A 26,715-nucleotide genomic window follows, 5' to 3' on the forward strand; every position below is an offset into this window, starting at 1 on the left:
GATCCAATGACCCGATTCTTCTCTGTGCCTCTGTGGTGAATAAGATCCTCTGCACCCCACCGCTTCTTCCGTTTGCAGTAAACTGTAACTTTGCCTGACGAACATCCATCTTCTGTTCCTGAATCTTTACCGGGTGACGCCTTTCCGGGCACACAGGTTGAAGGCACGCAGCGCTCTATCGACACCGCGCTTGCCGAAGGTGCATTACAAGGGATGGCCAGCCAGCAAGCCATTGCTCCCGAGATTCCTTCCACCACGATCCAGATGCCGCGCATGTTGCAGGCGGTGCGTCATCGCGACTTCTTCTTGTTCTGGGTGGGGAACTTTCTCTCCAACGTAGGCACCTGGATGCAGAATGTAGCGCAAGGCTGGCTGGTGTTGGACCTTGCCGACCAGATGAAGCAGCACGAAGTCCTCGGACGCTTTCAGACCAACGGCGCCTTCTGGCTGGGGCTGGTGGGCTTTGCCACCTCCGCTCCCATGCTGGTCTTCGCGCTGATTGGCGGCGTCATTGCGGACCGTGTCAACCGGCGCAATATGATGCTGCGCACGCAAACCGCCATGATGGTCTGTGCTTTCATCATGGCAATTCTGGCCTTTACCCACGAGATTAATATTCCTGAGATCATCCTGCTGGCTTTTGCTAACGGCCTCGCCGCATCGCTGAACTCGCCCAGCCAACAGGCGCTGGTGCCGCGGCTGGTCCCGAAAGAAGATCTGGCCAACGCGATTGCGCTCAACTCCGCCCAGTTCAACCTTTCACGTCTCATCGGGCCCACCATCGGTGGCCTGGTGATGGCTTGGTTGGGCGTGCCGGCAAATTTTCTGCTCAACGGCATCAGCTTTCTGGCGGTGATTTTTGTTTTAACCAAGATCCACTACCCCGATCCGCAGACCAGCGACAACAGCGCCAGTCTCTGGCAGAACCTTGCCGATGGCTTTCGCTACGTTTTCTTGCGCAAGGAGATGTCCGCCCTGCTCAGCCTGGTTGCCATTGCTAGTATTTTCGGGGTTCCGTTCATCACTTTCATTCCATTTTTCGCGCGCGACATTCTCCATGCCGGCGAACGCGGGCTGGGGTTTCTGATGGCCTTCTCCGGTGTCGGCGCGTTCCTGGGGTCCATCACTATCGCCTGGCTGGGACGTGCCAATCTACGTGGAAGCTTCGTGGTCCGTGCAGCCACACTTTTCTTCGTGGCCGTCATTGGTTTCACATTGTCCAGAAAATTTTTCTTGTCCGGCGTGCTGTTGATCTTCGCAGGCTACGCGATGATTCTGATGGTGGCCACGGTGAACACTCTCTTGCAGCATCTTTCATCGGAGGCCATGCGTGGACGCGTGATGAGCTTTTACGCTACTGCCTTTCTCGGTCTTGCTCCTGTAGGCAGCCTCATTGCGGGCTCGCTCGCTGGAGTGATCACCGCGCCTTATGCCATTGCGGCCATGTGTTCGCTTGCACTGGTGGCTACGTGGGTGCTTTACTTTACGCGTCCTGAATTGCGAAGCGTGAGCACTTTTACGAAGTAGTGCTCTGCCTAGGCCGCTGCGGCAATGCGCCGCACGAGGTCATCCTGTTCGGTCTTGCTCTCGGCGCCGATGGTAAATGCATCCAGCACGTCGAGCGATAGAGCATACTTCAGAGCTTCATCCTGACGCTCTCGCAGGGCGCCCTGCCCGAGGATCTTCATTCCGATCACTCCCTTGCCGGCGACTTTCATCTCGCGCAGCACGCCTACAACGGTCTGAGGGTCGGCGTCCATGTGCGCTCCAATCGGATTGATGCGCGCCAGATCAACTTCCACCCAGGGCGATTTAGCTGCCGCCCGCAACGCCTCGATGCTGTGACACGAACACCCGTGCGCGCGGATTGTCCCCTTCTGCTTGGCTTCCGAGAGAACATCCATGACGCCCCGATATCGCTCGGTCCAATCTCCTTCGGTCAGGCAGTGCATCAGGCACACGTCAATGTAGTCGGTGCCCAGTTCTCGGCGGAAGCGCACCAGGTCAGCGCGCGCCCCGGCCGCGTCGCGTGCCCAGGTTTTGGTGAGGACAGTAACTTTGTCGCGAGGCACATGCTTCAGCGCCTCGGCCACATGCGGATGGCTGCCGTAGGCATCGGCTGAATCGAAGAACCGCAGTCCCTGGTCATAGCCATGGAGAAGAAGCTTAGAGAGTCCGTCAATGCCCAGCGCGGTCTGATTGGAATGGTGACCGAACCCGACTGTACCGGTTCCCATGGCAAGTCTGCTGGTCTTAATGCCGGTCTTCCCCAGCACCACGGTGTCAGAGGCGTTGAACTTGCCGGGCAAACTGGCTGCTGCAATGGCATCCAGTACGCCTTTCGATGCCAACCATGCAGCCCCCAGGCCTTGGGCCGCGCGTACTATGAATTCCCTGCGTTTCATTGGTCCTCCTCATGACAGAAGGTCTATGCATTTTAGACGCCGCAAACAGCGGACCGGTAGGGCAAGACCTGACAAGTATAAGCCAAGGAACTGACCGCTGCACGGTCTCCCGAGGCTGCGGAAAAACTCATTGTGCCACGAGACAAGTATCAGGGCCCGACTTTAGTCGGGCCGCTAAGCGCTGAAAATGAACAACTCCACTCTGCCGAAGGGCATGCGCGAAGCGCTAGAAAAGTACCGAAGATTTAAAAAATCATTTTCTGCGGAAAAGCCGTCAAAAACAGCGGCTGGCACCAATCTGGTACCAAAACATTGACTCCTTGGATGCTGCGGGGCCATCATTGTGCCAGACGTGTGTCTTACGTCCAGCATTCAAGAATGCATGAGGGCGCAGTAGCCTTGTTTTTGGCTGCGAAGCCCTTAAAATGAGGCTCTTTGAAAATTCGTTGCTTGCTTGGATTCACTTTTCGCGGGTTACAGGCGCGAGTCCAAGGGACTGACTAGCCGTTCGACTAACCACTTTCCTCACTACCCAGCTAGTAGGGTATTTATGTCCTCTATGTCCTTTATTTATAATGAGTTAAGGCCGTATTTGACTAGCTAGCAAGTGCGAAGGGGTGCTAACAAAAGCAGCTCCAGGCTCTCAGCTCTAATGATCTGAGAACTGGGAACTGCAGTTTTACTTCTGCGTTACCGTCAGCCTATGCTGGCCCACAATGGCGAGGTCTATTTTAGACGTGAGTTTAAATGTGGAATCGAGGCCTACGTTGGGGTATTTGGGTTTCACAAATTTATCAACGAAAATTTCCAGGAGCATGCGTGGAATCTGCGTATCATCCAGTGCCACCGAATCCACGCTGACCTTTCCTTCGCCGCCGCTGCCGCTGGCATGTGCCACCACGCGGACTTCATGCACGCCGCTAAATATGCTCAGCAAAGGATTGCTGCTGGAGCGGCCAGCCTTCAGTTCATCGAAATCAACCTTGGCCGAGCCGTTGATGATGTCCGGCTCGAGCCCGAACTTTGTGCTCTTTACTCCTGTGGGCAGTTTGACCAGTCCTTCGGCAAAGTAGGAATTGATTTCTTCTTCGGTAAGGACTGTGGGTGTCTGGTCGGGGTTCTGCTTCATTCCGTTTTGCTGGATATGTTTCAGCTTTGCGGCCATTCTGTCGGCAGCGGCGCGCGTATTGCCGCCGCTCGCGGGTGAGGGCTTGACCGAGGATTGCGCAAATGCCGTCGAGGTCAGCAGGATTACGATCAAAATGATATGAAGAGAAATATTCCGGGGATAAACGGGCATGGGTTTATTGTATCGCGGCGCGGGTTTGTGTCTGGGTTCGCACTGTTCCTGCAACCTCGGGCGAAGCAAAGCCGTTCCAGGCGCCGCCGAATGACAGGTCAACCTTGGCTTTTCCGCTGGCCGGTGGCTCCATCTCGGGCTGGGGCAATCCCAGGGTCTCGATGAATGCGCTTAGCCTCTCCACATCAACATCTCCTTTGATCTCGAAGTGGTAATTACTGCGGCTGAAGATCGCGCTGGCGGTCGCCGGTGCTGCCCCACCCAGGGAGACGTGGAAGGGAGTGACAGCCAATTGCGGCTCCGCCAACACGGGCGGTCCTTTTTTTGCAGGACGCAGCCCGCCGGCATCTTCCGAAAGCGGACGCTCATAATTGATGGCGATCACGTCTGTACTGGCTGGAGGCTGCAACAGCTCTGAGCCTAATTTGATGTTGGAAACAATGACCGTCCAAGTCTCCATTCCGTGATCAACCATGCCGCTCGGGCCCCGCGGCGTTGGAGAACTGAAGAAGGTGCCGTCAATGAAGCCTGAAGCGTCAAGCTCACGCGCCATGCCTTTTTTCATGTGCCGCGCCAGTGCTGCTACGGTCGAGAGTGGAAACTTAAAGGCCCGCAAAGAAACATCAGAGAGCAGCAACCTTTCCGCGTTTGGCGTGGTATTCAATGTCAGCCCGCCTACAAGGTTTATGGCTCCTCCATCCTTGGGCAGGGTGCAATCAAACCGCAACGGAGAGTTGGCCGCAACCACGATTGCACGATAGCTGGCATTGCAATTGATATTGAAGTCAAAGGAATCGTCGCTGGCAAGGTCGTAACGGCGGAAATCGTCAACGGAAACCGCACCCGAGAGGTCAAATGCCGCAGGCGATCCCGCGAGTTTAGCTGTGACGGTTACCGCCCCGCGCCAGCCGCGATCACGTCCGTAAATAAGGTGCGTGAGCTGGCCGAGTTGGGCTCTCTCCCACGTCGCCTCCATCTGGAAGGGGGTGGCGCGCAGGTCGGGAGCCCGCTGAAAGCTTCCGCTCACTTTGAGCGTGCCTGTGTCGCCCAAATTGGCATCCGACCGGATAGGGCGTGCCGCCAGGCGCATGTTCCACAGATCTTCGGAAGCCAGCCACAAAGAAAAGTCAGCCTCGGTCAGGGCGAATGCTTTTTTCTCCTGCCCGATTTTGAAGTTAATGCGCCCGCTGTCGGCTTCAATGTAGGGGAAGCGCGGCCGCGCTTCTGCATGGGTGGTGCCCGTGGGAGCGCTGGGAATCTGCGCAGCCCGGGTCAGCAGCGATTCCACGTTCCAACGCCCCTGGCTGTTACGGACCAGGTTCAAGCTGGGTTCTTTCAGGCTTAACCGGGCGATTTCAATGCGTGCTCCCAGCAGAGACCGCAGCCGCAAGTTTGCCGTGACACTATCGGAGCGCAGCAGCGGCTCGGAGCTGAATGCAGGGTCATCTTCAATCGTGAAGTTTTCCAGGTTAAATCCCGGGCGGGGAAGAAGATGAAAATCAATGTTTTGAGCGCTTACGCGGCGGCCCAGGGAAGCGGTAATCGAAGCCTCCAGGCGTTTTTTCAGCCGATCAAGGCGGATGGGAATGAAAGCCGCAATCGCAAAGATTACAGCAATCCAAATGATCCACTTGCGCCGGCGGCGCGGACGCGCGCGCTTCTCCTCAATACGGATAGCTTGGCTGCTGGCGCTCATAACAGCGCGCTCCATTAGTGCACCATGTTCAGCGTACGGCTCCAGCGTGTTTTATCGAAAAAGTGAAGAATCGTGTACCCGATATTGGCGAGCCGCTCACCGAAACTGCTTGGCTCGTAGGTGCTCTTATCAGCCTTAAACGACCAGTAAATAAACATGGGACGTCCTATCAGGTTTGCCTGGGGTACAAATCCCCAATAACGACTGTCAAGGCTGTTATCGCGATTGTCACCCATGGCGAAATAACTGTCCGGAGGCACGACTAGTTCTCCATTCTGAACGTACGAAGTCATAGCTTGGCTCCACTTCTCGGTTGCACCGTACATCTCGGACGCAGGCACGGAAGGGAAGTTGTCACGATAATCGCTGTAGGTGCCATTGCGGACGACGAAAGGCTCGATCTGCAGTTCGCCGTTCACGTAGAGTTTGCCATTGACTAGCCGTATCCGATCGCCGGGTACGCCGCGCACGCGCTTGACCAGGTACAAACCTGCCTGTGCAGGAGCGATGAACACAATGATGTCGCCGCGCTTAATTTTGCCATAGGGCAGCAGAGGACCTACCCACTGCGTCTTGGGCGCAAGGCTCACTCGGTCCACAAAGAGGTGATCGCCTACTAGAAGCGTATTCATCATGGATTCCGAGGGAATTTCAAAGGCCTGCAGGATAAAAGTAATGATGAACAGGCCTGAAACCAGCACGGCAGCCATCGAGCCAATGAACTCCATCGTCGTTTCGTGGTGCTTTTCGGGTTTTTCGGCGGAGTTTTTTCCATTCCCCGAAGCAGCTTTTGCTTTATTTTTATTTTTTCCCAAGGTATCTCTCACTGAACCAGTCGCATAACCCGGTTCCAACGCACGTATTCCCACAGGTGGCGGACTGTAAATATCAGACCTGCCAGTTTACCATCAGCCGCTTGTGCTTCTTCTGTTCCTACCGGACTCGCGGCAAAAGAGAAGTAAACCAGCCAGGGCCGTCCCTCAATGTTTTCCCGTGGGACGAAGCCCCAAAAGCGGCTATCTTCGCTGTCGTCGCGGTTATCGCCCAGCACAAAGTAAGAACCGGGCGGGACAACCAACTCGTCCCCCCGGACAAAGTTGGGCAATTGCGTCGTCCAGCTTCCATTGGTGTGCTCGTACAGGGAATCGGAAGGGAAGCTACCACGGCCCCCTGTCTGATAAATGGTATAACCCTCATGCAGCAGCTTGCCATTCACCCAGACGTTCTTGTTTTCCATGCGCACTCGATCGCCGGGCAACCCGATGACGCGCTTCACATAGTGAAGCGAAGGATTGATGGGGTATTTGAAGACGATAATATCGCCGTGCCAGATGGGCGAATATGGCAGCACATTGTTCCAGATGCCGCCCTCGCCGAAGCGGACCTTATCCACCATGACGTAATCGCCCACCAGCAGCGTATTTTCCATGGAACCTGAGGGAATCTGGAAAGCCTGTATCAAAAACGTGACCACAAAGAGCGCAATCACTACCACAACCAATAGCGATTGCAGCAGCCCCAGCCAGCTTTCCTGCTGCTTGCGTGGCCGGGTGGAGTGCTGTGGATCTGGAGCCGGGGTGGCGCCTTCTGCGATGTCCGGCTGGAAGCGGTCAGCCCCGTGCAGAAATTCAGGCTGTGCGGCCGGCTGGTTTTGCGGCTCGCTGGTCTCGGTAGAAGAATTTGACGGAGAAGAAGGATCGCTCATTCGCTTTCTCCGGCAGCAGATCGCTGCTTCTCAAGATGCTCGAGCGCCTGGCGGGCAGCACGCTGCTCCGCGCTCTTCTTACTGTGGCCCTCGGCGCGGGCGACTAAATGCGGGTTTTCGTCGCTGCCGCGCAAATGCAGTCTCACCTCTGCCGTAAAGATTTTTTTGTGGTCCGGGCCGGTCTCTTTCGCAATCACGTACACCGGTTGCGGCTGTCCCATGGATTGCACCGACTCTTGCAGCGCCGATTTGTAGTCCGTAAGCGGCAGATTTTCTCCCGCTTGCTGCATCTTGCCGAGCTCCGGGTTGACGATCTCCTTAAAGATAAACTGGCGGGCGAGTTCCAGTCCGCCATCCAGGTAAAGCGCGGCGATGACCGCCTCCAGCGCATCCACCAGCAGGGCCGACTTGTTGCGTCCGCCACTTTTTTCCTCTCCGCGCCCCAGCCGTAGATAATCTCCCAGGTTAATCTGCTTGGCCACGCGCACCAGGTGCCGTGCGCTGACCAGGTGTGCCCGCATTTTGGAAAGTTCACCTTCATGCTTCCCGGGAAAACGCGTAAACAGCGCCTCGCTGGTCACAAACCCCAGCACCGCATCTCCCAGAAATTCCATGATTTCATTATCGCCTGTGGCAAAGGTCATTTTCTCGCCAGTGCTCTCCCCCGGCGCCGAGGCGTCTGTGGCTTCGTGTGCATGCGAGCTGTGCGTGAGCGCTTGCTCCAGCAGCCCCGCGTGTTGGAAGCGATGTCCCAGCGCGGCTTCCAGGGTCGAAGTATCAGGGATGGTCATGGGCGCAAATAACAAATTCAAGAGATTGCCTATGGAATCAGTGCGCTGTTTTTGTATCAGCCAATAGCTTAAGCCTTGTCTGCTCCTGCGTTGCTAATTTCAGCACGTCAGCGTCGCTGGCAGAAAGCCCCACCGCTCGATTGGCAGCAGTGAGAGCGTCAGCATATTTCTTTTGATGGTCCATGGCAATCGCCAGCCGCAGCCACACCGAAGGCTCAGGGTTTGTGGTATTCAGTTCGGTGGCTTTACGCAGAAAGTCTTCGGCTGCCTTGTCATTCTTGCTGGTCAATTCCACCGTACCCTGGGCGCCATAGGCCATGGATTTGATGGTATTCAACTGGTCGGCCGTGAACTGCGCCGGCTTGAAAGCGCCCGAATCAATCAACTGGATGGCACGGCCGGCGTCTTTCACAACTTCATCATGACGCTGTTGCAGGTTCGGGTCTGTTTCTGTGCTGCGCTCAGCCAGGACACTGGAAACCATGATGAGCGCAAAAACGGAATCGGGATCGAGGGCAAGCACTTTGTGTCCCATCTCCAGGGTTTTATCTGCGTTGTTGGCCTGCTGGTAACGGCGCATCAATTGTTCATACAAAGTGGACCGCAGATCGCTGTCGGGAAACTTGCTTGCGAATTCATTGGCTGCGCTGTCGGCTTTAGCCAGGTTCTGCTCGCTCCAAGCGGCCTGGAATGCGTCGTACTCGGGTTGGGTCTTTGCCGCCTTAACTTTGGGTTCTCCCGCGGGCTGTTGGGAAGAGGATCCAGGATTTGCATTTTGTGCTTGCGTAGCTTGCGCCGGCAACAAGCTAGCTGCAGTCAGCAGGATGGCGGCGAGCCTCAAGGCATTTTTCATTGTGCTACTCCAAAGGAATGAATGGTTCCTCTCACTAATTCTGATCTTTTGGACGCGAAGACCGCGGCTCATAAGGCTGGGAAATCCCGCGATCCGCAGCGGTCCTTGTGTCCGGGCTGGTATCGCCGGCTTCAAGCGCGGCGCGGTATTGGGCAAGCGCCGCCGCCCGCTCTTCCTGAAGATCAAAGATTCTGCCCAGATAAATATGCGACCAGGCTACAACCCGGGGCTCGTGCGCAATTTCCAGCGTGCGCTGAAAGTATTCGCGCGCTCCATTCACGTCTCCGCGGAGCGCTGCCGCCCTTGCCAGAATGAATAAGGCGCGTGCCGGGTCTTCATTTTTTTCATCCAACGCCTGGTGCGCCAGCTTTTCTGCTCCCGGGATATCGGCCGATACCAGCCGCTGCTCCGCTAAATCCAGCAATTGCACTTGTTGTGTTTTAGCTGCGCTCAACAGTTCGGGAGTGGCCTCTTTCGAAAAGCTGATCTGCTGCGCCTGTTTTTTTTCTTTGTCAACGTCAATTTGAAACAGCCAATCCGAGTAGCTGTCTTTCAATCCCGCAGGGTCTTTTTCGAATTTTTGCAGGGCCTCGTAAAAATAGCGGGTGAGAATGAATCCCTCGTTCTCTGAAGCTTTGGCTCTCTGTAACCGCACATCTTCCGCATCTTTGCCTGTTCCCGGAAGCGTGCGCGCCTCGATGGCCCGAATCAGGGATTCGTCAACCAGCAGGCCGATATCATTTTTGAAGCTGTCATCCATGGGGGCGGTGGATACGGTGAGCAATAGAGGCTGCAGCCGTTTGAGCGATGTGCCGCGTTTGAGCGCGTAAGGATCGAGAACATAATGCAGGTAGGTATGGCGGATCTGGTCCAGCTTGATCGAACCTCGCGACGGTGAGATCACCATATAGTAGTCATCGCTATAGTTCCGGGCATTGATGCCGCTGGGAGCAGCCAAAGGTTCTACCAGCACGGTAAAACGCCGTCCCATATAGCCGCTCATTTGCAGCTTCAAGTACAGGTCGGTCTTGAGAATCATCTGCGAGACCGGTGTATGGTAGCGGTCTACCAGGGTGTCATATCCGGCCTGGTGCTCCTTCCAGATGTCCCGCAGTCCTAGTGCTTGATAAAAGGTTTGCAGCAAAGGGACCGCCCCGAGGACGTAAGTTGCGTCCGGTGGCAGGTCAGCTTCTTGCACGCTGGGCTGAAAAGCGGGTGGGGGCGTGAGAAACAACCCCAGCGACACAAACTGCGCCAAATCTCGGGCGGGGTCCGCATTCTGATGGTCTTTGTAGAAATTGCAAAACTCCGTCCGGGCACGGGTGGCCTCTTCTGAAGCCGCGGCCTTCTGCGCGATCTCCTGTCGGATTTGCGCGCGCAGCGGGTCCGAGTTGGCCAGGTCGGCATCGTACCCGCAGGCATTCATTGCGGCCAGCAGGCTGAACAGCGTCTCGCTGGTATCCAAAGTGACTTTGGAAGTTGTTGCGGCTGGGGGAACGCTCGGCGCTGGCGAGGACTTCTGTTGCGCCTGGCCGGGCAAAATCACAACTGAGCAAAAAACGATAACACTTGAAAATAATGAGATAAAACGCAGACGGGCCTCCTCTTCAACACAAGGCGGGATGCCTTATTCTACTGGCCCAGGAAGAATACGGTCAATTGCTCGTATTTGGGCCCTAAGGTTACAACTGTCACTCCTAACCATCTATTGAGATGGCTTCTAGTTGCCTGTAACTCGAAACTGGAAACTGGAAATCCGAAACTGTGAGTGTACACTTATGACCATCCATGACGATCACATTAGAAGCACTTCGTACTCATTTTGATTACACGGCTTGGGCCAGCAGCAGGCTGGTGAATGCGGCAAGTTCACTGAGCGCCGAGGAGTTAACAAGAGACTTCCACACCGCTGACCACAACGTTCTCGGCACCCTGGTGCACATTTATGCCGCCGATCGCATCTGGCTTGGGCGCATCCAGGGGAATCCGCCGGCAAAGTTCATCAATCCGGAACAGGATATGCATTTGGCAGTGCTTCAAAACGACTGGCCTCTGCTTCTTAAGAGGTGGAAAGACTGGGCTTCAAGCCTGACGGAAGATTCCCTGGGAACCAAATTTTCCTACAAAGATTTGAAGGGCAATCCCTATGAGACTCCGCTCTGGCAGATCTCGCTCCACGTCGTCAATCACGGCACGCACCATCGCGGACAGGTTTCTGGCTTTCTTCGCGCTATGGGCTACGCGCCACCACCGCTGGATTTGATCGCTTATTATCGAGAAATTTCCCGCTAACCGTGGGTTCCCAAGGCGCGGCTTCTAGCAGCCTAGAAACTCGAAACTTGAAACTGTTTTTATCCCCTTACGTTCATGCCCGAAAATGAGAGCACAACGCGGCTGGGCGTAGGTCGTCCCATGTTCATTGCGGGACGGAAGGTTGTAAAGATGAGCAGATTATCCACACGCGGGATCAGGTCCTGGGTTCCTTCAGGCGCGGATATGATTCGATAGTCTTCCACTCGGCCATTGGCGTCCACATACGTTTCCACGACCAATGATCCCTCGCTGTTGCCAATCGTAGTCAAGAATGGCAGGGCCGAAGGGTTCAACTGCGGAGGAGTGTACAGCGCCAGGGGCACATCAGAAGAAGCTGAGCTGTTGACCGGCAGGCCGAAGAACCCGATGATCAACCCGAAAAATATTACCGCGCTCAGCAAGCCGGCGGTCGCGGGAAACATGAAAGCATTAAAAGCATTTTCCCATCGCACCAGCATGCCTTCCCAGCGGCGGCGATAGTTTTTTGTGCGCTCCACCGAAAGCGCTATGCGCAACTGAAGAGCCAGATCAGGAGGCGCCTGTCGCCTTCCCAGGCCGGCAACCATGCGTTGCGTGGCCCGAAGCTGTTGGTATTCAGCCTGACAGGAGTCACATGCTTCGGCATGCGCAGCCACTTGCTGCATCTGTACACCGGTCAGGGCGCTATCCAGATACAACGAAAACAAAGACTGCACTTCGCTGCACTTCATGACATCACCTCAACGTTGGCTCGCCGCATTCCCGGCATTTTTGCCTTGGATCGTTCGCGGTCGTTGGCCTCCACATTACGCTCTGTGGCTAATCCCATCTCCTGGCCGACTTCGTTCACATAAGGTTGCAGTCTTTTCTTCAGCATCTCGCGGCCGCGGGTAAGCCGGCTTTTTACCGTACCCAGAGAGGCTCGTGTGACTTCTGCAATCTCCTCGTACGAAAGGTCTTCAATATCACGCAAGATCACCGTCGTGCGGTACGGTTCCGGGACCTGTCTCAACTCTTCCTCGACTCGGGCCCGGACCTCTTCGTGCGCGAGGCTCTCAAATGGTGAGTCGCCGTGGTCTTGCAGCGAGTCCTTAAGACCCTGGGCGGGTGGGCCATCATTCATTTCATCCACCACAGGTTCGAGGCTGGTCTCGCGCCTCTTATGGCGGAACCACCAGCGCTTGGAGTTACAGGCCTCATGCACGGCAATGCGGTAAATCCAGGTCTTCAGGCTCGATTCACCGTGGAAGTGGCTCATCCCGCGGAAAATCTTGAGGAAAACTTCCTGGGTTGTATCCGCCGCATCCGCTGGATTGTTGACGATGCGGTACACCAGGCTATAAACCTGCTGGTGATAATGTGCAATCAGCCAGGAGTACGCCTCTTCTGACCCGGACTTAAGCTCCGCCACGATTGAACTTTCTTCCGTGGCATTCGCGAGCGCGCTTGCTAATTCGGCCAACGTAGTTGCTCCCGCCATCGCCTTCATGGCGTCACCTCTCACATTAGCAGGATATGATGCCAGCTTCAACACACCATTTGGCCTATGGTAGCCGCCCCCGGGCGAAGCCTGCTTACTACTTACAATAGACGTCCATACCCCTTCAAAGGTTCCCAAAAAAGGGGGTTGGGGATAGATAATTTTGTAAAGCTATCCTCTTGGAATTCCCGGACTTATTGCGATTTAGCAGTGCCTTGCGGTGTTGGCTGTGACGTTGAGGACGGAGTTTTCTTGTGAACCGGCTTTCTCGCCGTGTCGCTGTCATCCCCTGCATCTACAATCCGCTTGGGCACTCCGTTTGCCCCAACGATGATCACCGGACCTGTATGCGCCGGCGTCGGCGCTGGGGTGGCCTTGCCGCCGCTGCTGGCGACCGGGCTGGCGGTTTGGCTGCTGCGTCCGCGCAGGCGGGCGAGTTCGGCATCCTGGAAGGCAGCAAGGCTTTCCATGTAATTAGCCAGCGAGTGCCGGTTGGCTTCGAGTAATTGTGTATCGGTAGAGAGTATCTGGTATTCGTCTTTGCTGCCAAACGCTCCCGCGGAATCGGCCAGCGGCGACAGCACCTCGTAGAGCACGTTCAAATCACGGTAGAGTCTTAAATTGGCCGAGAGGGAAGTCGGCGCGCTACGGGCGGCGCTGATCATGCCCGGCAGGGCGTTGGTCATGTTGCTCATCAACGATTGCGCATTGGATTGTATTTGGTCTTTGGTGTTGCCGTCCGTCTTCCATTTATCAATGCGGAGTCTTGCCAGGTCGAGTGTAGTCTGCCGTGTTAATTGCTCCAGGCCCGCGAGCGTCGAACTGAGCTGCGTGATATTCAACGCAGGAGCGCTGACAGGCGTTGTCTTCGCCGCAGACGTGCTCCGCGGCTTGAGGGTAGATTTAGCGGGCTGGGACGACTGGCCCCAACAACTTATTACTCCCCCCATTACGGCAATAAATATGAGGAACTTGTGTCTCATGGCTGGCAATCTCCATATAAGGATGTTGACTCAGCGGCGCAGGTTACTGGACTCTATATTCTTGGTACCAGTTTAGAACAGATTGTGCTTACCTGCGACTTTACTTTCCTTTTGTGGGGCTGGGGCCTGGTTTCACAAAGCGTTTCAGAGTGGCCCGCTTTGGCCTCTGCGTACCTTTGCGTCCTCTGCGGTTAATTCTTCTTGAATGAGCGCAAGCACGCGCCCACGAATTTCATCTCTTATCTGGCGGACTTGGTCTATGCCTTGGCCTTTTGGGTCGGGCAGAGGCCAGTCATCTATGCGCAGGCCGGGAATATAGGGGCAGGCATCACCGCATCCCATGGTGATGAGCAGGTTGGCATCCTGGGCGAGTTCGGTGCTCAGCTTCTGGGGGTGGGCCTGGGTGAGATCTATGCCAACTTCACGCATGACCTCGACTACTTCAGGATGCACCCGCTCGCCAGGCTGAGTTCCGGCGGAGATGGCCACGGCCTTGGCGGGATCGGCATACTTATTAAAGAAGGCCGCCGACATCTGTGACCGGCCGGCGTTGTGGACGCAAGCAAAGATGACCTTAAGAATAAGGAACCTCAGCTTTCTGCTGCGGATGGGGCAGTGTTTCAGTTTCCGGCGACTTGCCGGCCAGCCAGCGGAAGAGCGCTGTGGCCGAGAGCGCGCCCAGCAACTGCATCACGATAAAGCCGGGTGCATCAGGGGGGCGGATTCCGACAAAGGTGTTGGTGAACGAGCGCGCCAGGGTCAGGGCAGGATTGGCAAATGAGGTTGAGGCCGTGAACCAGTAAGCGGCGGTAATGTATGCGCCCACAGCGTACGGAACGGCAGAGGGCCGTGCGCGCGAACATCCCCAGATGACTGCCAGCAGGCCGAAGCTGGCGACGAATTCGCTGAACAGTTGCGCGGGACCGCTGCGGACGTGCGTGGAAACCTGAATCACCGGCTGAGCGAACATCAGATGAGCAGCGTAGACGCCGAGCATTGCCCCAGTGCACTGGGCGGCGATATAGCCAGGGACGAGACGCCAGGCGGTGCCTCCCTGAGTTGCATCCGCAATGGTGACGGCAGGATTAAGGTGCGCGCCTGAAATCGGCCCAAAGGTCAGAATCAAAGCAACCAGCGCCGCGCCGGTAGCGATAGTGTTGGCCAGCAGCGCTAGAGCGACGTTTCCTCCTGAGAGCTTCTCACCCATGATGCCCGAGCCAACCACGGCAGCCAGAAGGAATGCGGTGCCAAGAAGTTCGGCAACGAGCCTTCTTGAAGTTGTGACGCCCGAGTTCAAGCCGCAGTTCCTTTATTTGCAGCCGGCGAGCAACACGCCGCCGGCTTCGTGGCCCGAATGAAGACGCTCATGAACTTGCCATCCACGAACGGGGCGATGGCGTCTAGGTTGACGCCTTGTCCGGTCAAGAAGGCGCGGGCATCTTCGATGGTGTAGACGCGCGTGGGCTCGATCTCGATGGCCTCAAAGCCCGCCTGCTTGAGCTTGGCGACGTAGTCAGAATCGCTCAAGGCGCCAGCCACGCAGCCCACCCACAGCAGCACGCTTCTGCGGATTTCTTCGGGGACCTCGCCGCGCACCACTACATCAGAGACGGCGAATCGTCCGCCGGGCTTGAGCACGCGGAAGGCCTCGCGTAGCACGCGGTCCTTATCAGCCGAGAGGTTGATGACGCAGTTGGAGATGATCACATCCACAGAATTTTCAGGCAGAGGGATGTTCTCGATCTCTCCTTTGAGGAACTCCACGTTTTCAACCCCGGCCTGCCGCTGGTTTTCGCGGGCGAGCGTGAGCATTTCGTCGGTCATATCAAGTCCGTAGGCCTTGCCGCTGGGCCCAACGCGCCGGGCTGAGAGCAGCACATCAATGCCGCCGCCCGAGCCCAAATCAAGTACGGTTTCGCCGGGATTGAGTTGGGCGAGCGCGGTAGGATTGCCGCATCCGAGTGAAGCCTTGACCGCCTGCTCAGGCAGAACCCCAGTCTGGGCGCTGTCGTAAAGATCGCGCGTGATGGGATCGGCGTCAGTGCAGCAGGGTGCCGCCCCACAGCACGAGCTGCTGGCTCCGGAAAGGACGCGCTTGGCCGCCTCTCCGTACTTTTCCCGGACAACGTCTTTAATGTTTGTAGTGGACATGGTTTTGTCTCCTTTCGTGAAGTTTCCCGTTTTGGTATTCTTCTTTCGCCGCGTTACCGTTTAGGTTTGTCATCCTGAGCGCCCGCTTGTGGCGTGAAGGATCTTGCGTTTTCTTATCGGATCGAACATCCGCGTTCATCCGCGGCGAAAAATCTTTTGCTTTTGCCTTTGCTCGAAACTTGAGCCGTTTTCGCGGCGTCCGAGCCGCGAGGCGAAATCCCGAGCGCAGTCGAGGGATCTGGATTCTCGAAACCTGAAACTCGAAACTGTCACTTACAGCAGACCACTCTCTGCGGCGCCACAGCTTTGTTGCGCGTGCAGCACTCGGCGTAAAGAAATCCGAGCAGCTCTTCCAGCGCGGCCGTGTTGGCGGTGTAGCGCAGAAACGTGCCCTCGCGCTGCACCTGCACAAGGTCTTCGTTCTTCAGTTTTTCCAGATGATGCGAGAGAGTGGAATTGGGAATTTCCAACTCTTCGCCGATCTCGCCGACAACCATGCCCTCAGGATGCGCCGACAGCAGCAGCCGCACAATGCGCAGCCGGGGCTCGGCCCCCATGGCCGAGAGCATGTCCGCATAGCGGATGACTTCATTCGGGTTGAGTTTGGCAGGCACGGTGGCTCCTTCTATATTTCTACAATTATCGAAATATATAAGATTTGTCAAGGAAAAATTCGCTGCAGATCAACGCGGATTGTCACGGATTTTTAAAGGCAGTTAGGCGCTAAAGGTCAGGGCAGGCTACGGGTACTGAGACTTCGCCCTGCGGCACAGCGAGAAGCAAAGCTTAACCAAAGAGACACAAAGAATCATTGAGTCATCCGGTGATTTACGATTTTCGACCGACATGCCTTTCTGTTTCTTTGTGTCCTTTGTGGTTAAACTTCGTTAACGTTGCACGCGAATTTCGGCGCTGGCCGCGCTCAGGACGAAAGCCGGCTTCTCTTCATGCTCTTCTTCTTCATGCCTTTCGTGTTTTTCTTCTCTTTCTTGCTGCCGTCCTTCACGGCGGCGCTGGGCTTCATCTCTGTCTTTATCGTGATCGTGATCGCGGTCTTCATCCTCAGCTTTGCGCCTTTTTCTCTTGAAGACTTGGATCGTCGCCGGATTGGTTTTTGACAACAAGTCTGCCAGCGAAGTGGTTATGTCCAGAACCAGCGTCTTGGGCCGGCGCTCCGTACTCTGCGCGAGTTCATGTATGGCTTCGTCCCCGAAGAAGGAGATCGCCCCCAGCAGGGTCCGTTTGTTTGTCCGCGTGGCAAATATGTCGAAGGTGCCGGTAAACTGGCGGGGCACAACCACTCCGTGCAGCACAAGGGCTGCCGGGAAGTTTGCGCCGGCCTGGGAGAGGAGGATCGTCCTGGCCTCTTCGTTGATACCAATGATCGGACCCACCTCGGGCGGAGGCTGGCAGCAAAGCAACTGGCATATGTAGGCGACGATGTACGGCGGGATGATGAACTCGTTCACGTAGGTATAGCGCAGGTTGCTGCGGTGATCGAGCACGTCGGCGGCGCTGATGGAGACCACCTGCTGGTTCTCGTCATAGAACGACCAGCGCGCGTTGAGGAAGCTGGCGTCGGTGGGATTGTGATACGCGGTTGGAGGCAGTTTTTTGCTCGTCAGGCTGTTCCACTTGCTCCACAGCTTATCGATATTGCAGTGGTGGGCAAAGAACAGCGGGTCGCGGGCGGCAAACGCCAGTGTTCCCATGTCATTGCCGCCGCCCAGGCCTACATCGGTATGAATGATGTTGTGCGGGTCATCCTCGCAACCGCCCGAGCTGAAAGCGTCTCCACCGAAGGTGGGAAAATCCGTCATGCCCAGCAGCGTCTTGACCCGCGACGCCGTACCGTCGAATGCGGGCAGGTTGCCGCCGCCGGCCAGCCCGACGTCGCGCTTGGCGTCAAACAGAGAATTGACCGACGACCCCGGGGTTGTGTAAGGCGTGGGCAGGTTGCGGATGTTTTCCCAATCCCAATAAGGCAGGCGGAAGCCATCTATGTTCCCTACCAGCGATCCCAGGATGCGCTCGTAGTAGTAGAGATAAGCGCGATGCCAGGGAAAGAAGTTCCACGAGCCGTGGATCTGGGTGTTGTCATTGCTGCATTGATGGCAGTTGGTTGCATGGATATCGGCCTGCAGCACCCAGGTGCGCTTGTCGCTCAAGGGAAGAGCGCGCAGCGCGGCGTATGCGGACGCCAACTCGGTAAGCTCCGCTCCCGACAGCGAGCTGATGGACCGGCGCAGGATAATCGGCCGGGTATCGCTGCCGGCAACAAATGGGATGCCTCCCGCGGCGGGCACCGGACATCCGAAAGGCGGGTCCTGCGCCCAAGTCGGCAACGCCCCAATAGTGCTGTAGCCGGCCACGACAGAGCCGGCCGCAATGGCCGCTGTGCCCTGCAGGAAACGGCGGCGGTTGATACGGCTGGTGTGATCACTCATATTGATTTCTCCTTGAACAGCTTCTTACGCAATGGGGCCCGTAACTCCTCGAAAGACGGCTAACGCGATTCCACAATTACTGTATCCATCACCGTGGAAGAGCGGGCCTTCAGGCCCGCGTTGAAATGCCAAACAAATGGGCTTCAGCCCGGTGCTTTTCTGAACACTTACCATATTTCGTAAATCGCAATTTCCCTGTTCTGAATAGTGTGGGACGATCGCAAACCGTCTCACCTTGTGAGAAGTTTTTCCGTGCCTGAACTGCTGAGCGGCGAAAGTGTAACCCCAGAAGGATGGCAAGGTGTATTAAGTGCTGATGAAATTCTCTTTAAAAAACAGCGCATAGGCATTGAGCAGTTAGCAATTAACCGCAAAGGACACAGATGACCAGCAAGTTATGCAGTGACAATTTGCTCCATCCTTGTGGTTGACAACTTCGTGCTTGGGGCCGATATTATTTGCGTCCGACATTCCCAACATTTTTGAGGAGATATCCATGAAGGCACGAGTGTACGTCTTTCGGCTTGCCGTCAAGGCTGTCGTCGTCGCGGCCGTTGCCACGGCTGTGCTGCTCCCGGGCAACGCCTGGCAGGCTGCGCCGGTCAACAAGCCCTCTGGCGCACCGCGCTATGACCTGAATGGCGAGTGGCAAGGGAAGTTTACGGTGAACCAGGCCGATTTGAAGATTGAAAAGGTGATGATCCAGCAAATCGGTAACGACATGGTTGCCACCAAAATTACCGGGGATGAATTTGTGCCCGCCGGCAAGGTGACCATACACGGCGCCTACACCGCCAACCCTTTCAGCGCGCAACAGGTATGCGCGTCGGCGGGATTTCAAAATGCGCACTGGGTTGACGTCACCGTGACCATCATGGATGCCACCCACCTCAAAGTTGCCAATAGCTGCGGCGCCGATGCGCTATGGGAGAGGGTCGGCAAGCCCACTCTGGCCCTGGATAGCGCTATTCTTTTCGATTTGGATAAATACAAGCTCAAGCCCGGGGCGGAGGCCACGCTCGAAAAAATTGCCGGATTCCTGAAAGACAACCATCCTAAGTCTCACCTGCTGATCGCCGGATACACTGACGACCTGGGCAGCGATGCTCATAACCTTGTGCTCTCCCGGCGGCGGGCCGCTTCGGTGGCAAGCTGGCTCGGAGGCCATGACTTCGCCGCGGCGCAGTTGAAGACCATGGGATATGGCAAGCGGAACCCACGGTATCCCAATACCAACGATGAGGCCCGGGCCCACAATCGCCGGGTGGAAATTGTAGTCACGGACTAGAAGAGATTTCGCAGCGCATGAACACAGATTCGAAAAACGCCGCCGAGATGAGCAAGGGTTGGAAGTGCTCTACCTGCGGCCAGTCCCATGCCGGAATTCCACTGAGTTTTGCCGCCGATTTTCCCGACATGTACGCCAACATGAAGAGGGAAGAGCGCGACGTGCGCGCGCAGATCGGCAGCGATCAATGCATCATTGATGGCGAGTGGTTTTTTATCCGCGGGTGCCTGGAAATTCCCATTATCAGCAGTGATGAGATTTTTCTGTGGGGCCTGTGGGCTTCGGTCCGCGAAGAGGTCTATGACGAAATCGGGGAGTGCTGGACGCTCGAAGGAAGAGAGAAAACCCACGGCCCGTTCAAAGGAAGGCTGAACAATTCGCTGAGGATGTATCCGGAAACACTGAATCTGAAGCTGGAGATTGCCCTGCAGCCGGTTGGGGCGCGTCCGCTGTTCAAGGTGGAAGAGACCGGGCATCCCTTGGGCGCCGAACAACGAGATGGCATCACCCGCACCCGAGCCATGGAGTTGGCGGCGCTGCTGTTGCACGGGTAAGAGTCAGCGAGCTCCCCTGCTGGGAATCTTTGTTAGGGCTACGGACGTTTGGTGAACCAAGCAAGAGCAAGAATAGCGACTGACACAATCCAGACGCTCACCGCAGCGCCGTGGGCGCTGCCTTTCCATAAGTCCCAACCAATCTTTGAGAGAAAGAAGAAGAAGCCTGTCGAGAAGCCTTCGATCTTCTGGCGGTAGCGTGCCCACCAGGTATTCTGACTGACAATCCGATCCAGCTTTCGGGCGATCTCTTCGGAGTATCTGCCAAAGGCTGCATCGTAGCGCTCCTTGGATGTGGTGCCGTGGTCATTGTCGTCAGGATCAGGTTTTTCAAGGATAGCGAGGCCCCTCTCTTGAGCCTCGAGTGCGTCCTGCAGGAATGCTTTGCGGCTAAAGAAGATGCGAGGCGTGGCTGAGTACTTCGAATGAGCGCGCTCTGCAAGCTTGAACCCCTCTTTCGGTGATTGTCCGGCGTCGAGCAGGAGAGCGCGAAGATGAGCTTCCATCGCTGATAGCTCATCGTCGGCAGCGGCGATCGCCGCGCGCTTTTTCTCTTCTGTGTGCGGCCCGTAATAGAGATCCAGCAGAAAAAGATCTGGCTTGCGCACATGCTGCTTCTGGAGCTGATCAAGTGCGTCTTCCAACATAGTTGCAGCGCCAATAATGTAGCGTTCACCCATGTACTTTCGGAAACGCTCAATTTCGTCCGGATCGTCATCAACAAAACAGATGGACTTTTTCATACTTTCTCCAATTTGGACAGCGCGCCCTAGATTTAAAGATGAAGCGTCAGGATGACCCATACGCCGCGAACCTTGGGGTCCGCTGCACCCGGCCTACTCCGATTGGCTGCTCTTCTTTTTTAACGCGGCACCCAGGTTATACAACGCATCAACATCATCGGGCTTCACCTCCAGCGCCTTGCGATAGCTGGCAATTGCCTCATCCAGCAGGCCCTTGTCTGCTAGCGCGGCGCCAAGGTTATTCAGCGCATTGAAATAATCGGGCTTGATCTTCAGCGCCTTGCGATAACTAGCAATGGCCTCATTCGGCAGCCCTTTGTCCACTAGGGCGTTGCCTAGGTTGCTCAACGCATTGATATAGTCGGGCTCAATCTCCAGCGCCTTGCGAAAGCTAGCAATGGCCTCCTCCAGCAGACCGTTGGCTGCTAGCGCATTGCCTAGATTATTCAGCGCATCAACATCATCGGGCTTGATCTCTAGCACCTTGTGATAACTGGCGATGGCTTCATCCAGCAGGCCCTTGTCTTTGAGCGCGACACCTAGGTTGTTCAGCGCATCAACATAATCGGGCTCAATCTCCAGCGCCTTGTGATAACTGGCGATGGCTTCATCCGGCAAGCCCTTGTCTTTGAGCGCGACACCTAGATTATTCAGCGCTTTGACATTATCGGGGCTTATTTGGAGAGCCTTGCGATAGCTGGCAATGGCTTCATCCGGCAGGCCCTTGTTCCAAAGCGCGTTGCCCAGGTTATTTAGCACACCGGCATTATCGGGGCCTATTTGCAGCGCCTTGCGATAGCTGGCAACGGCTTCATCAAGCTGACCCTGGTCTTTGAGCGCGATCCCTAGGTTATTCAGCGCACCGACATTATCGGGGCCTATTTGCAGCGCCTTGCGGTAGCTGGCAATGGCTTCGTCCAGACGTTTGATGTGATGGAAGCAGTAAGCCATGTCGAAGGCAAGAACCGCGTCATCGGTAAGTGTTCTGGCCGCCTTCGCCAGATAAACGAGGGCTTGCTGATAGTTCTCGCCGCTTTTCCAGAAGATGCCGAGGGACTGCAGGTCGCGCGCAGAGCCTACTCCCTCAACCGTGTCTCCCAAGCGCTCGACATGCGAGTTCAAGAGAGCGCTGTTCCGTGAATAGTAGTCAAAGAAATCAAGCGTGAGATAGCTGTCGTGAGAGGCGGCGATGGTTCCGTTGCGATGCAGGAAGCCATCGCGAATCAAGTCACGGAGGGTAGATTCAAATTTGTCTTCGGGGAGGCTACATTCATAGATGTCTTTCATGACCGCGCCGACGAGCGTCTCTTCTGGAGAAAAGATAAGAGCTGTACGCAGAAGAAACATTGCCTTCATGAGGGTCTGAGATTTTTCACCGGCTTTCTTAAGGCGCACACGCATCTGCTCCAGCCCCAGCAAAATACTGCCGGGAGTACGGTCGTGGATTTTGGGGGCCGGTTTGCCGACGCTTTGGGCTAGATCGGCGAGCTCCGTTTCCGTAAAGTCACTGCAGCTCACCGTTAGAAACTGGTCTATAAAAGAGGCCATTTCCGCATCAGAGCGGACCATCTCAAGCTCCTGGCCGGAACGGCATGTGACGATGATTCGGACGAGGCATTGCTCCCCGAGCATACGTTCTCCCCGATTCAGGTCTAGCTTGCCCAGGAATTTGTCCGCATCATCAATAATCCATAGGACTTTGCAGCGAACCCCAAGCTTGGGGAAGTTGAGGGCCTTCCAGTCGTTAAATTCAGGGTCAAGCCGTAACACCAGGTCGCTACTCCCCACATCTTTAGCCAGGTTGAAGGCGAGCCGGGTCTTTCCACCCGAGGGTGGTCCTACGATAAGAACGCGATTTTTCTGCAAGAGTGCTTGTTTGGCCTCCTGCGCCTCCGAATGCGCTTTATAAAATGTGTTGAAACCGACGATGCCTAAGTCGGCGGGGCGCAATTTTCTGCCATGGGTAAGGAGTTTCACGATGGGTTTAACTGCTTCCAGCGCCTCTTGGCGATCAGCGAGCAACCAGAGACAAGCGCAGAGAAGAACGAAGGCCAGTCCCGAAAAAGAACTCAAAATTAGGTGGGATTTCAGGATGTTTATCCATGGCGTCAGATTTGGCGACGGCTTTTCAGCGAGCTGGTCTTTCACAATGAAGATTGCAGTGCCGACTAGGATTGTCAGCAAACTGTATGTCAGCCATTTGACCGCTTTTGCGACGGACATCTTGCGCACACTCTCAGGGTGTAGAACGGGAGCCTACAGCAGAGTGTGGGCGTAGTCAATTAGATCCAGACAAGCCGGGTGAGTAGAAAACTTTCTTCCCGCCGCGGATGAACGCGGATATGCGCGGGATTGAGTCATTGCTTCATTGGGTCATCAGGTCATTGGATCATTTAAGAACTGAGGAACGTGCTTCCTTTAAGCTCTGCTACATGCGCGATCACCTGCAAGATATCCCAACCTCGGCTAACCGTGGTATCACTGTGATATCAAATTCTTAATTTCTTAGGAATTTTATGCCATCATTTGTCCTTGAGGTGTGTTTGACCGCATTCCAGAATGCGGGGGTTAGGCCCCTAGGTCTTTGAAAATTCGTTACCTTGCAGGATGAATATCCGCTTGCAGTGATCAAGCGCTGTTTGGCTGGTCGGGGTGAGATGACCCGAGCAGCTTGACCCTTGGAGCTGAGGGCTGTGAGCTTGGAGCTGTCTTCCAGACTACCAGCTAGTCCCCCGGCCCGGATTGATCTTCGCCAATAATGACGCGGGTCAGACGCGATTTGGGGCACTCTAACCACAAGCTAGCAAGCGGGGTGGGGGGCACAATCCTCAGGAATCCGTGTTCATCCGTGGCGAAAGGTTTTTGCGGTCGTTTTTCTGAGTACTGCCCACAGTTTTACGGATCAAGTATTTATCCAGCAACCATTACTCTTCACTCTTTCGCTCTCTCGTATGTACTTGAATTAGAATGACTTAACTCCACGAAGACTACTCTGAGTAATGGGGGTGGGGGTAGTACTTGAAATCGCAAACCCTTTCTGCACATGTAGCCGGCTTTCTCTGTGCCTCTGTATCTCTGCGGTGAATTAAATCTAAGCCGTGCTGGAGATGCGCGAACCTGCAAGATATCCTAGCTTCGGCGTTCTTTGAGTCAGGGGCCGAAAGCGGCAGCAACTGAAGGCCGATCTAAATCATGAAAGGCGCACTAACATGCCACTTCTCTACAAAATGGCCAGCAGAATCGGACTGTATGTCATGCTTTTGCTGTGCCCGCTATCGCTTCTTTTCGCGGGCAAACCCAAAGCGGACCAGCCTTTCTATGAATGCAGCTACGAGCATCCGGCCTCGGCTGGGCCGTGTGCTACGACGCCGGTGGCCATCCATGCGGTGCTCCCTGAATACAGCGAAGAGGCGCGCCAGGCCCAATTAGCGGGCGAGGTCGTGGTTGCGCTGGTGGTGGGGAAGAAAGGCGTGCCCAGCGACGTTCACGTGGTCAAATCCCTCGGCAAAGGATTAGACGAGCGCTCCGTCACCGCCGTCGAGCAATGGAAGTTCACCCCTGGGACATATAAAGGCCACGCGGTCGCGGTCAGCGTCACCTTGCCGATTTACTTCCAGCATTGCGACACCCCTGGAGCGTATCGGCTGTTTCCTGCTCCCGGGTCTGAATTTTCTATGGCAGAAACAGAGCCTGGTAAAAAGACAGCGTGCCGCGATCCGCAGCTCTACGGGTGCCGCGGCGCGATTGGAGTGAGCTCGAAGATGGCATGTGCGCCGGAGCTGATCCATGCGCCCAATCCTGAGTATTCGGACGAGGCGCGTCAGGCAGGAGTGCAGGGTGTGGTCGTGCTTCGCCTGGTAGTGAACGAGCGGGGGAGTGCGAGGGATGTTCGGGTGGTGCAATCGATTGCCCAGGCGTTGGATGAGCCCGCAGTCGCCGCCGTAAAGCAATGGAAGTTTGTGCCCGCGCTGTGCGACGACCGACCCATCGCGGTGAACGCAAGCGTAGCCCTCGAGTTCGGGCAGTGCAAAACCTTCAGCGTTTCCGCTGGCCCTCTCGGCTCACCGGGGCAAAGCTACTAGAACAGTTGTCGGTTGCCGGCGGCCGGTTGCCATTAGAAGGCAAGAGCTCGGGCGAGAAAAATTCCAGATAGGTCCGATTGAAAGCCTGTCTATCGCTTCCACAGAGATGGGCGCGTAGACGATTTTGGGGCACTATTATCTGCGGCCGGAGTCGCTGCCGGCGGACGATTACCCGCGGCGGCTGCGGCGGCCGGTGCATCCGGCTGCGGAACGGTAGGCATTGGGATCGTATCGGCTGCGGGCTGCTGGGCGAGGGTTGTTGCAAATAAAGACGCAGCCGTGCGAATTTTGCGCTCTTCCTCGCGTTTTCGGGTGCGCCACTCGTCCAGGCGGGTTTTTTCGCTGGCGATCTCTTTCTCATTGGCCTGAATCAGCAAGCGGAGCTGTTCGGTCAGGCGGTCGATTTCAGCCTGGGTCTCCTGGCTCTGCTGCGCCTTTCCAGTTTTGTAATTCTGGAATATCTGGAGCTGGCGTGCTTCGTAGTCATTCAGCACACGCTCGCGCCGTGCGGCGTCCTCGGTCACCTCATTGACCTGTATGTTGCTGGCCTCGAGCGTCAGCAAGACCGCCGCGCGCTTGGCGTCGGGAGTAAGCTCTCGAATGTGCACACTGCTCAGCATCTCCGCAACCTTCAGGATAGAGAAGCCATGCGGCGGCACGCGAACACCAGCTTGTGCGTAGACCTCAGAGATGCTTGGGGTTTGGATGGTTGGCGGCGCGGCCTGCCCGGCCGACCGTTCCGTTTTTGGGGCTGGTGCAACCGCTTCAGCGGGAAGATCTTCCTGCGGAAGCAGATCGTGTACACTTTCCTGCGAGTCTTGTTCGTGTATCATGGCGAGTTCTAATATAGACGGGTCATCCGAATCTGCAACAGCCTGTAAAAATTAGGGGGTCGTAATGCTCATATTACACCCTTTTCGGGAACTTAGCCTACTTTAGCTTCGCAGGCATCTTCGCGCACAACAGAGTGTAAAGGACGTCCTGAGAATGCTTTACTTTAGCTCTTCTTATACTTCCAGGCTGCGTCGAGCATTTCCTTATTATAAGGTTGCGGCACGATGCCTTCGGCGGCGTAAAGATACAGCGCGCCTTTGAAAACCAGGCCGGCAACGTTCATCAGATAACTCCAGGCAATCAGGCCCAGCACCCAGACGGCCGCCGCAATGCCGATGATCCAGAAATTGTTCGCCTGGATGGAGACGAACACGGCGCCACCCAACAGCACCAGTGAAGCGAGCATGATGATCAGGCTGCCGAAGGCCATGCCGGCGTATCCGATGAGGGCCTCGCCCCATGTGCGCTTCAGCATGGCGGCCGATTTCCGCAACATGGCCACCGGGTTCACGCTCGGGTCGCGCACGATAATCGGAATCACGAAGACAGAGGCGATGCTCCAGGTGATGCCGATCAGGCGGGCGATGATCCGGCCCACGAGATCGAGCCGCCGCTCGATGGTTTTGATGATCAAGCCAACTAGTCCGGCGAAAAGGGTCCACATGAAAATGGCCTGAAAGCGGGAGCAGGCGAACTTGAGGCCGCGGCTGATGGAAACAGGTTTTCCCGTCAGCGCCGCGAGAATTTCGTTATAGAAAGCCACGTTGAAGAATGTGGCAAGAAACATAGAAACGAAATAAAGAAAGACCAGATAAGCGATCGCTGTGGGCGAATAGGTGAAAGTAGTCTCTGACGAGTCGGTGGCATGCGGTGACACCCGGAAAAACGTGGCGCCAATCGCCTGCCAGTGATCGAGGGATGTATAGGAATGACCGGTCGGCCACAGCGCCGCGGGCGCCGCGAAGAAAAGAATGATGACCAACGTGAGCACGGAGATGACAACCGGGAAAAGCAGCAACTGTTTGTTCCGCGTAATGACGGAGATGGAACTCTTGAATAACAGCCAACTACGTTGAAATTTGCCCATGACATTTTCCTCCGGACTGCTGTG

Annotated in this window: 26 protein-coding genes; 6 read left to right on the forward strand and 20 right to left on the reverse strand. The window is 55.9% G+C overall.

Features of this window, described 5'->3' with window-relative positions; genetic code table 11:
- Positions 1–90: 90 nt before the first annotated feature.
- Positions 91–1,527, forward strand: a complete 1,437-nt coding sequence (locus VK738_20895) for an MFS transporter (protein ID HTD25119.1) — start codon at positions 91–93, stop codon at positions 1,525–1,527.
- A gap of 8 nt (positions 1,528–1,535) precedes the next feature.
- Here the strand turns inward: VK738_20895 and VK738_20900 are convergent, their stop codons facing one another.
- From VK738_20900 to VK738_20935, 8 genes are all read right to left on the reverse strand, one after another.
- Entirely contained in the window at positions 1,536–2,405 is an 870-nt protein-coding gene (locus VK738_20900) for an aldo/keto reductase (protein HTD25120.1), read from the reverse strand.
- 679 nt (positions 2,406–3,084) lie between these two features.
- Positions 3,085–3,705 (reverse strand): hypothetical protein, encoded by a 621-nt coding sequence (locus VK738_20905; protein ID HTD25121.1) that lies wholly within the window; start codon positions 3,703–3,705, stop codon positions 3,085–3,087.
- A gap of 4 nt (positions 3,706–3,709) precedes the next feature.
- On the reverse strand, positions 3,710–5,401 hold the full coding sequence (locus tag VK738_20910) for an AsmA family protein (GenBank protein HTD25122.1): 1,692 nt from the start codon (positions 5,399–5,401) through the stop codon (positions 3,710–3,712).
- Between the two features lie 14 nt (positions 5,402–5,415).
- Positions 5,416–6,216 (reverse strand): signal peptidase I, encoded by an 801-nt coding sequence (gene lepB, locus VK738_20915; protein ID HTD25123.1) that lies wholly within the window; start codon positions 6,214–6,216, stop codon positions 5,416–5,418.
- 8 nt (positions 6,217–6,224) lie between these two features.
- Positions 6,225–7,106, reverse strand: a complete 882-nt coding sequence (gene lepB, locus VK738_20920) for a signal peptidase I (GenBank protein ID HTD25124.1) — start codon at positions 7,104–7,106, stop codon at positions 6,225–6,227.
- Positions 7,103–7,918, reverse strand: coding sequence for a ribonuclease III (gene rnc, locus VK738_20925; GenBank protein ID HTD25125.1), 816 nt, complete (start codon positions 7,916–7,918; stop codon positions 7,103–7,105). The genes lepB (VK738_20920) and rnc overlap by 4 nt, the downstream gene beginning before the upstream one ends.
- 16 nt (positions 7,919–7,934) lie before the next feature.
- Positions 7,935–8,750: a hypothetical protein gene (locus VK738_20930; protein HTD25126.1), complete on the reverse strand. Its 816-nt coding sequence runs from the start codon at positions 8,748–8,750 to the stop codon at positions 7,935–7,937.
- Positions 8,751–8,784: 34 nt separating this feature from the next.
- Complete coding sequence (locus tag VK738_20935) at positions 8,785–10,296, reverse strand: tetratricopeptide repeat protein (GenBank protein HTD25127.1); 1,512 nt, start codon at positions 10,294–10,296, stop codon at positions 8,785–8,787.
- A 242-nt stretch (positions 10,297–10,538) separates the two neighbouring features.
- Between VK738_20935 and VK738_20940 the strand changes: the two genes are divergently transcribed.
- Positions 10,539–11,042 carry a DinB family protein gene (locus tag VK738_20940; GenBank protein ID HTD25128.1) on the forward strand — a complete coding sequence of 168 codons (504 nt, stop codon included), beginning with the start codon at positions 10,539–10,541 and terminating at the stop codon, positions 11,040–11,042.
- A 59-nt stretch (positions 11,043–11,101) separates the two neighbouring features.
- On the opposite strand, the gene VK738_20945 is transcribed toward VK738_20940, so the two are convergent.
- The 8 genes from VK738_20945 to VK738_20980 all read right to left on the reverse strand — a co-directional run bounded on the left by VK738_20945 (position 11,102) and on the right by VK738_20980 (position 18,103).
- Complete coding sequence (locus tag VK738_20945) at positions 11,102–11,773, reverse strand: zf-HC2 domain-containing protein (protein HTD25129.1); 672 nt, start codon at positions 11,771–11,773, stop codon at positions 11,102–11,104.
- Positions 11,770–12,531 (reverse strand): sigma-70 family RNA polymerase sigma factor, encoded by a 762-nt coding sequence (locus VK738_20950; GenBank protein HTD25130.1) that lies wholly within the window; start codon positions 12,529–12,531, stop codon positions 11,770–11,772. Before VK738_20950 ends, VK738_20945 begins: the two co-directional genes overlap by 4 nt.
- A gap of 185 nt (positions 12,532–12,716) precedes the next feature.
- On the reverse strand, positions 12,717–13,505 hold the full coding sequence (locus VK738_20955; GenBank protein ID HTD25131.1) for a hypothetical protein: 789 nt from the start codon (positions 13,503–13,505) through the stop codon (positions 12,717–12,719).
- A gap of 144 nt (positions 13,506–13,649) precedes the next feature.
- On the reverse strand, positions 13,650–14,129 hold the full coding sequence (locus VK738_20960; GenBank protein ID HTD25132.1) for an arsenate reductase ArsC: 480 nt from the start codon (positions 14,127–14,129) through the stop codon (positions 13,650–13,652).
- The gene (locus VK738_20965; protein ID HTD25133.1) at positions 14,080–14,802 is read right to left on the reverse strand and encodes an MIP/aquaporin family protein; all 723 of its coding nucleotides are present in this window, start codon (positions 14,800–14,802) and stop codon (positions 14,080–14,082) included. Before VK738_20965 ends, VK738_20960 begins: the two co-directional genes overlap by 50 nt.
- The gene (locus VK738_20970; protein ID HTD25134.1) at positions 14,799–15,656 is read right to left on the reverse strand and encodes an arsenite methyltransferase; all 858 of its coding nucleotides are present in this window, start codon (positions 15,654–15,656) and stop codon (positions 14,799–14,801) included. Before VK738_20970 ends, VK738_20965 begins: the two co-directional genes overlap by 4 nt.
- Positions 15,657–15,925: 269 nt before the next feature.
- Positions 15,926–16,270, reverse strand: a complete 345-nt coding sequence (locus VK738_20975) for a metalloregulator ArsR/SmtB family transcription factor (GenBank protein ID HTD25135.1) — start codon at positions 16,268–16,270, stop codon at positions 15,926–15,928.
- A 273-nt stretch (positions 16,271–16,543) separates the two neighbouring features.
- Positions 16,544–18,103, reverse strand: coding sequence for a tyrosinase family protein (locus VK738_20980; GenBank protein HTD25136.1), 1,560 nt, complete (start codon positions 18,101–18,103; stop codon positions 16,544–16,546).
- A gap of 252 nt (positions 18,104–18,355) precedes the next feature.
- Here VK738_20980 and VK738_20985 point away from each other — a divergent pair, with 252 nt between their 5' ends.
- The 3 genes from VK738_20985 to VK738_20995 all read left to right on the forward strand — a co-directional run bounded on the left by VK738_20985 (position 18,356) and on the right by VK738_20995 (position 19,945).
- On the forward strand, positions 18,356–18,490 hold the full coding sequence (locus tag VK738_20985) for a hypothetical protein (protein ID HTD25137.1): 135 nt from the start codon (positions 18,356–18,358) through the stop codon (positions 18,488–18,490).
- A 109-nt stretch (positions 18,491–18,599) separates the two neighbouring features.
- Positions 18,600–19,391 carry an OmpA family protein gene (locus tag VK738_20990; GenBank protein HTD25138.1) on the forward strand — a complete coding sequence of 264 codons (792 nt, stop codon included), beginning with the start codon at positions 18,600–18,602 and terminating at the stop codon, positions 19,389–19,391.
- Positions 19,392–19,408: 17 nt separating this feature from the next.
- Positions 19,409–19,945 carry a DUF2199 domain-containing protein gene (locus tag VK738_20995; protein ID HTD25139.1) on the forward strand — a complete coding sequence of 179 codons (537 nt, stop codon included), beginning with the start codon at positions 19,409–19,411 and terminating at the stop codon, positions 19,943–19,945.
- A gap of 38 nt (positions 19,946–19,983) precedes the next feature.
- On the opposite strand, the gene VK738_21000 is transcribed toward VK738_20995, so the two are convergent.
- Both VK738_21000 and VK738_21005 read right to left on the reverse strand, forming a co-directional pair.
- Positions 19,984–20,688 (reverse strand): hypothetical protein, encoded by a 705-nt coding sequence (locus VK738_21000; protein HTD25140.1) that lies wholly within the window; start codon positions 20,686–20,688, stop codon positions 19,984–19,986.
- Positions 20,689–20,781: 93 nt separating this feature from the next.
- Positions 20,782–22,665 carry a tetratricopeptide repeat protein gene (locus tag VK738_21005; GenBank protein HTD25141.1) on the reverse strand — a complete coding sequence of 628 codons (1,884 nt, stop codon included), beginning with the start codon at positions 22,663–22,665 and terminating at the stop codon, positions 20,782–20,784.
- Positions 22,666–23,897: 1,232 nt separating this feature from the next.
- Between VK738_21005 and VK738_21010 the strand changes: the two genes are divergently transcribed.
- A complete protein-coding gene (locus tag VK738_21010; GenBank protein HTD25142.1) occupies positions 23,898–24,770 on the forward strand; it encodes an energy transducer TonB in 873 nt (290 codons plus the stop codon).
- 89 nt (positions 24,771–24,859) lie between these two features.
- Here VK738_21010 and VK738_21015 read toward each other — a convergent pair whose 3' ends face one another.
- Together VK738_21015 and VK738_21020 are read right to left on the reverse strand one after the other, a co-directional pair.
- Positions 24,860–25,603 carry a hypothetical protein gene (locus tag VK738_21015; GenBank protein ID HTD25143.1) on the reverse strand — a complete coding sequence of 248 codons (744 nt, stop codon included), beginning with the start codon at positions 25,601–25,603 and terminating at the stop codon, positions 24,860–24,862.
- 164 nt (positions 25,604–25,767) lie between these two features.
- Complete coding sequence (locus VK738_21020) at positions 25,768–26,691, reverse strand: DUF6159 family protein (protein HTD25144.1); 924 nt, start codon at positions 26,689–26,691, stop codon at positions 25,768–25,770.
- Between the last annotated feature and the right edge of the window lie 24 nt (positions 26,692–26,715).

The organism is Terriglobales bacterium (assembly GCA_035487355.1).
In the GTDB taxonomy this organism is placed as follows: Bacteria; Acidobacteriota; Terriglobia; order Terriglobales; family Acidobacteriaceae; genus QIAW01.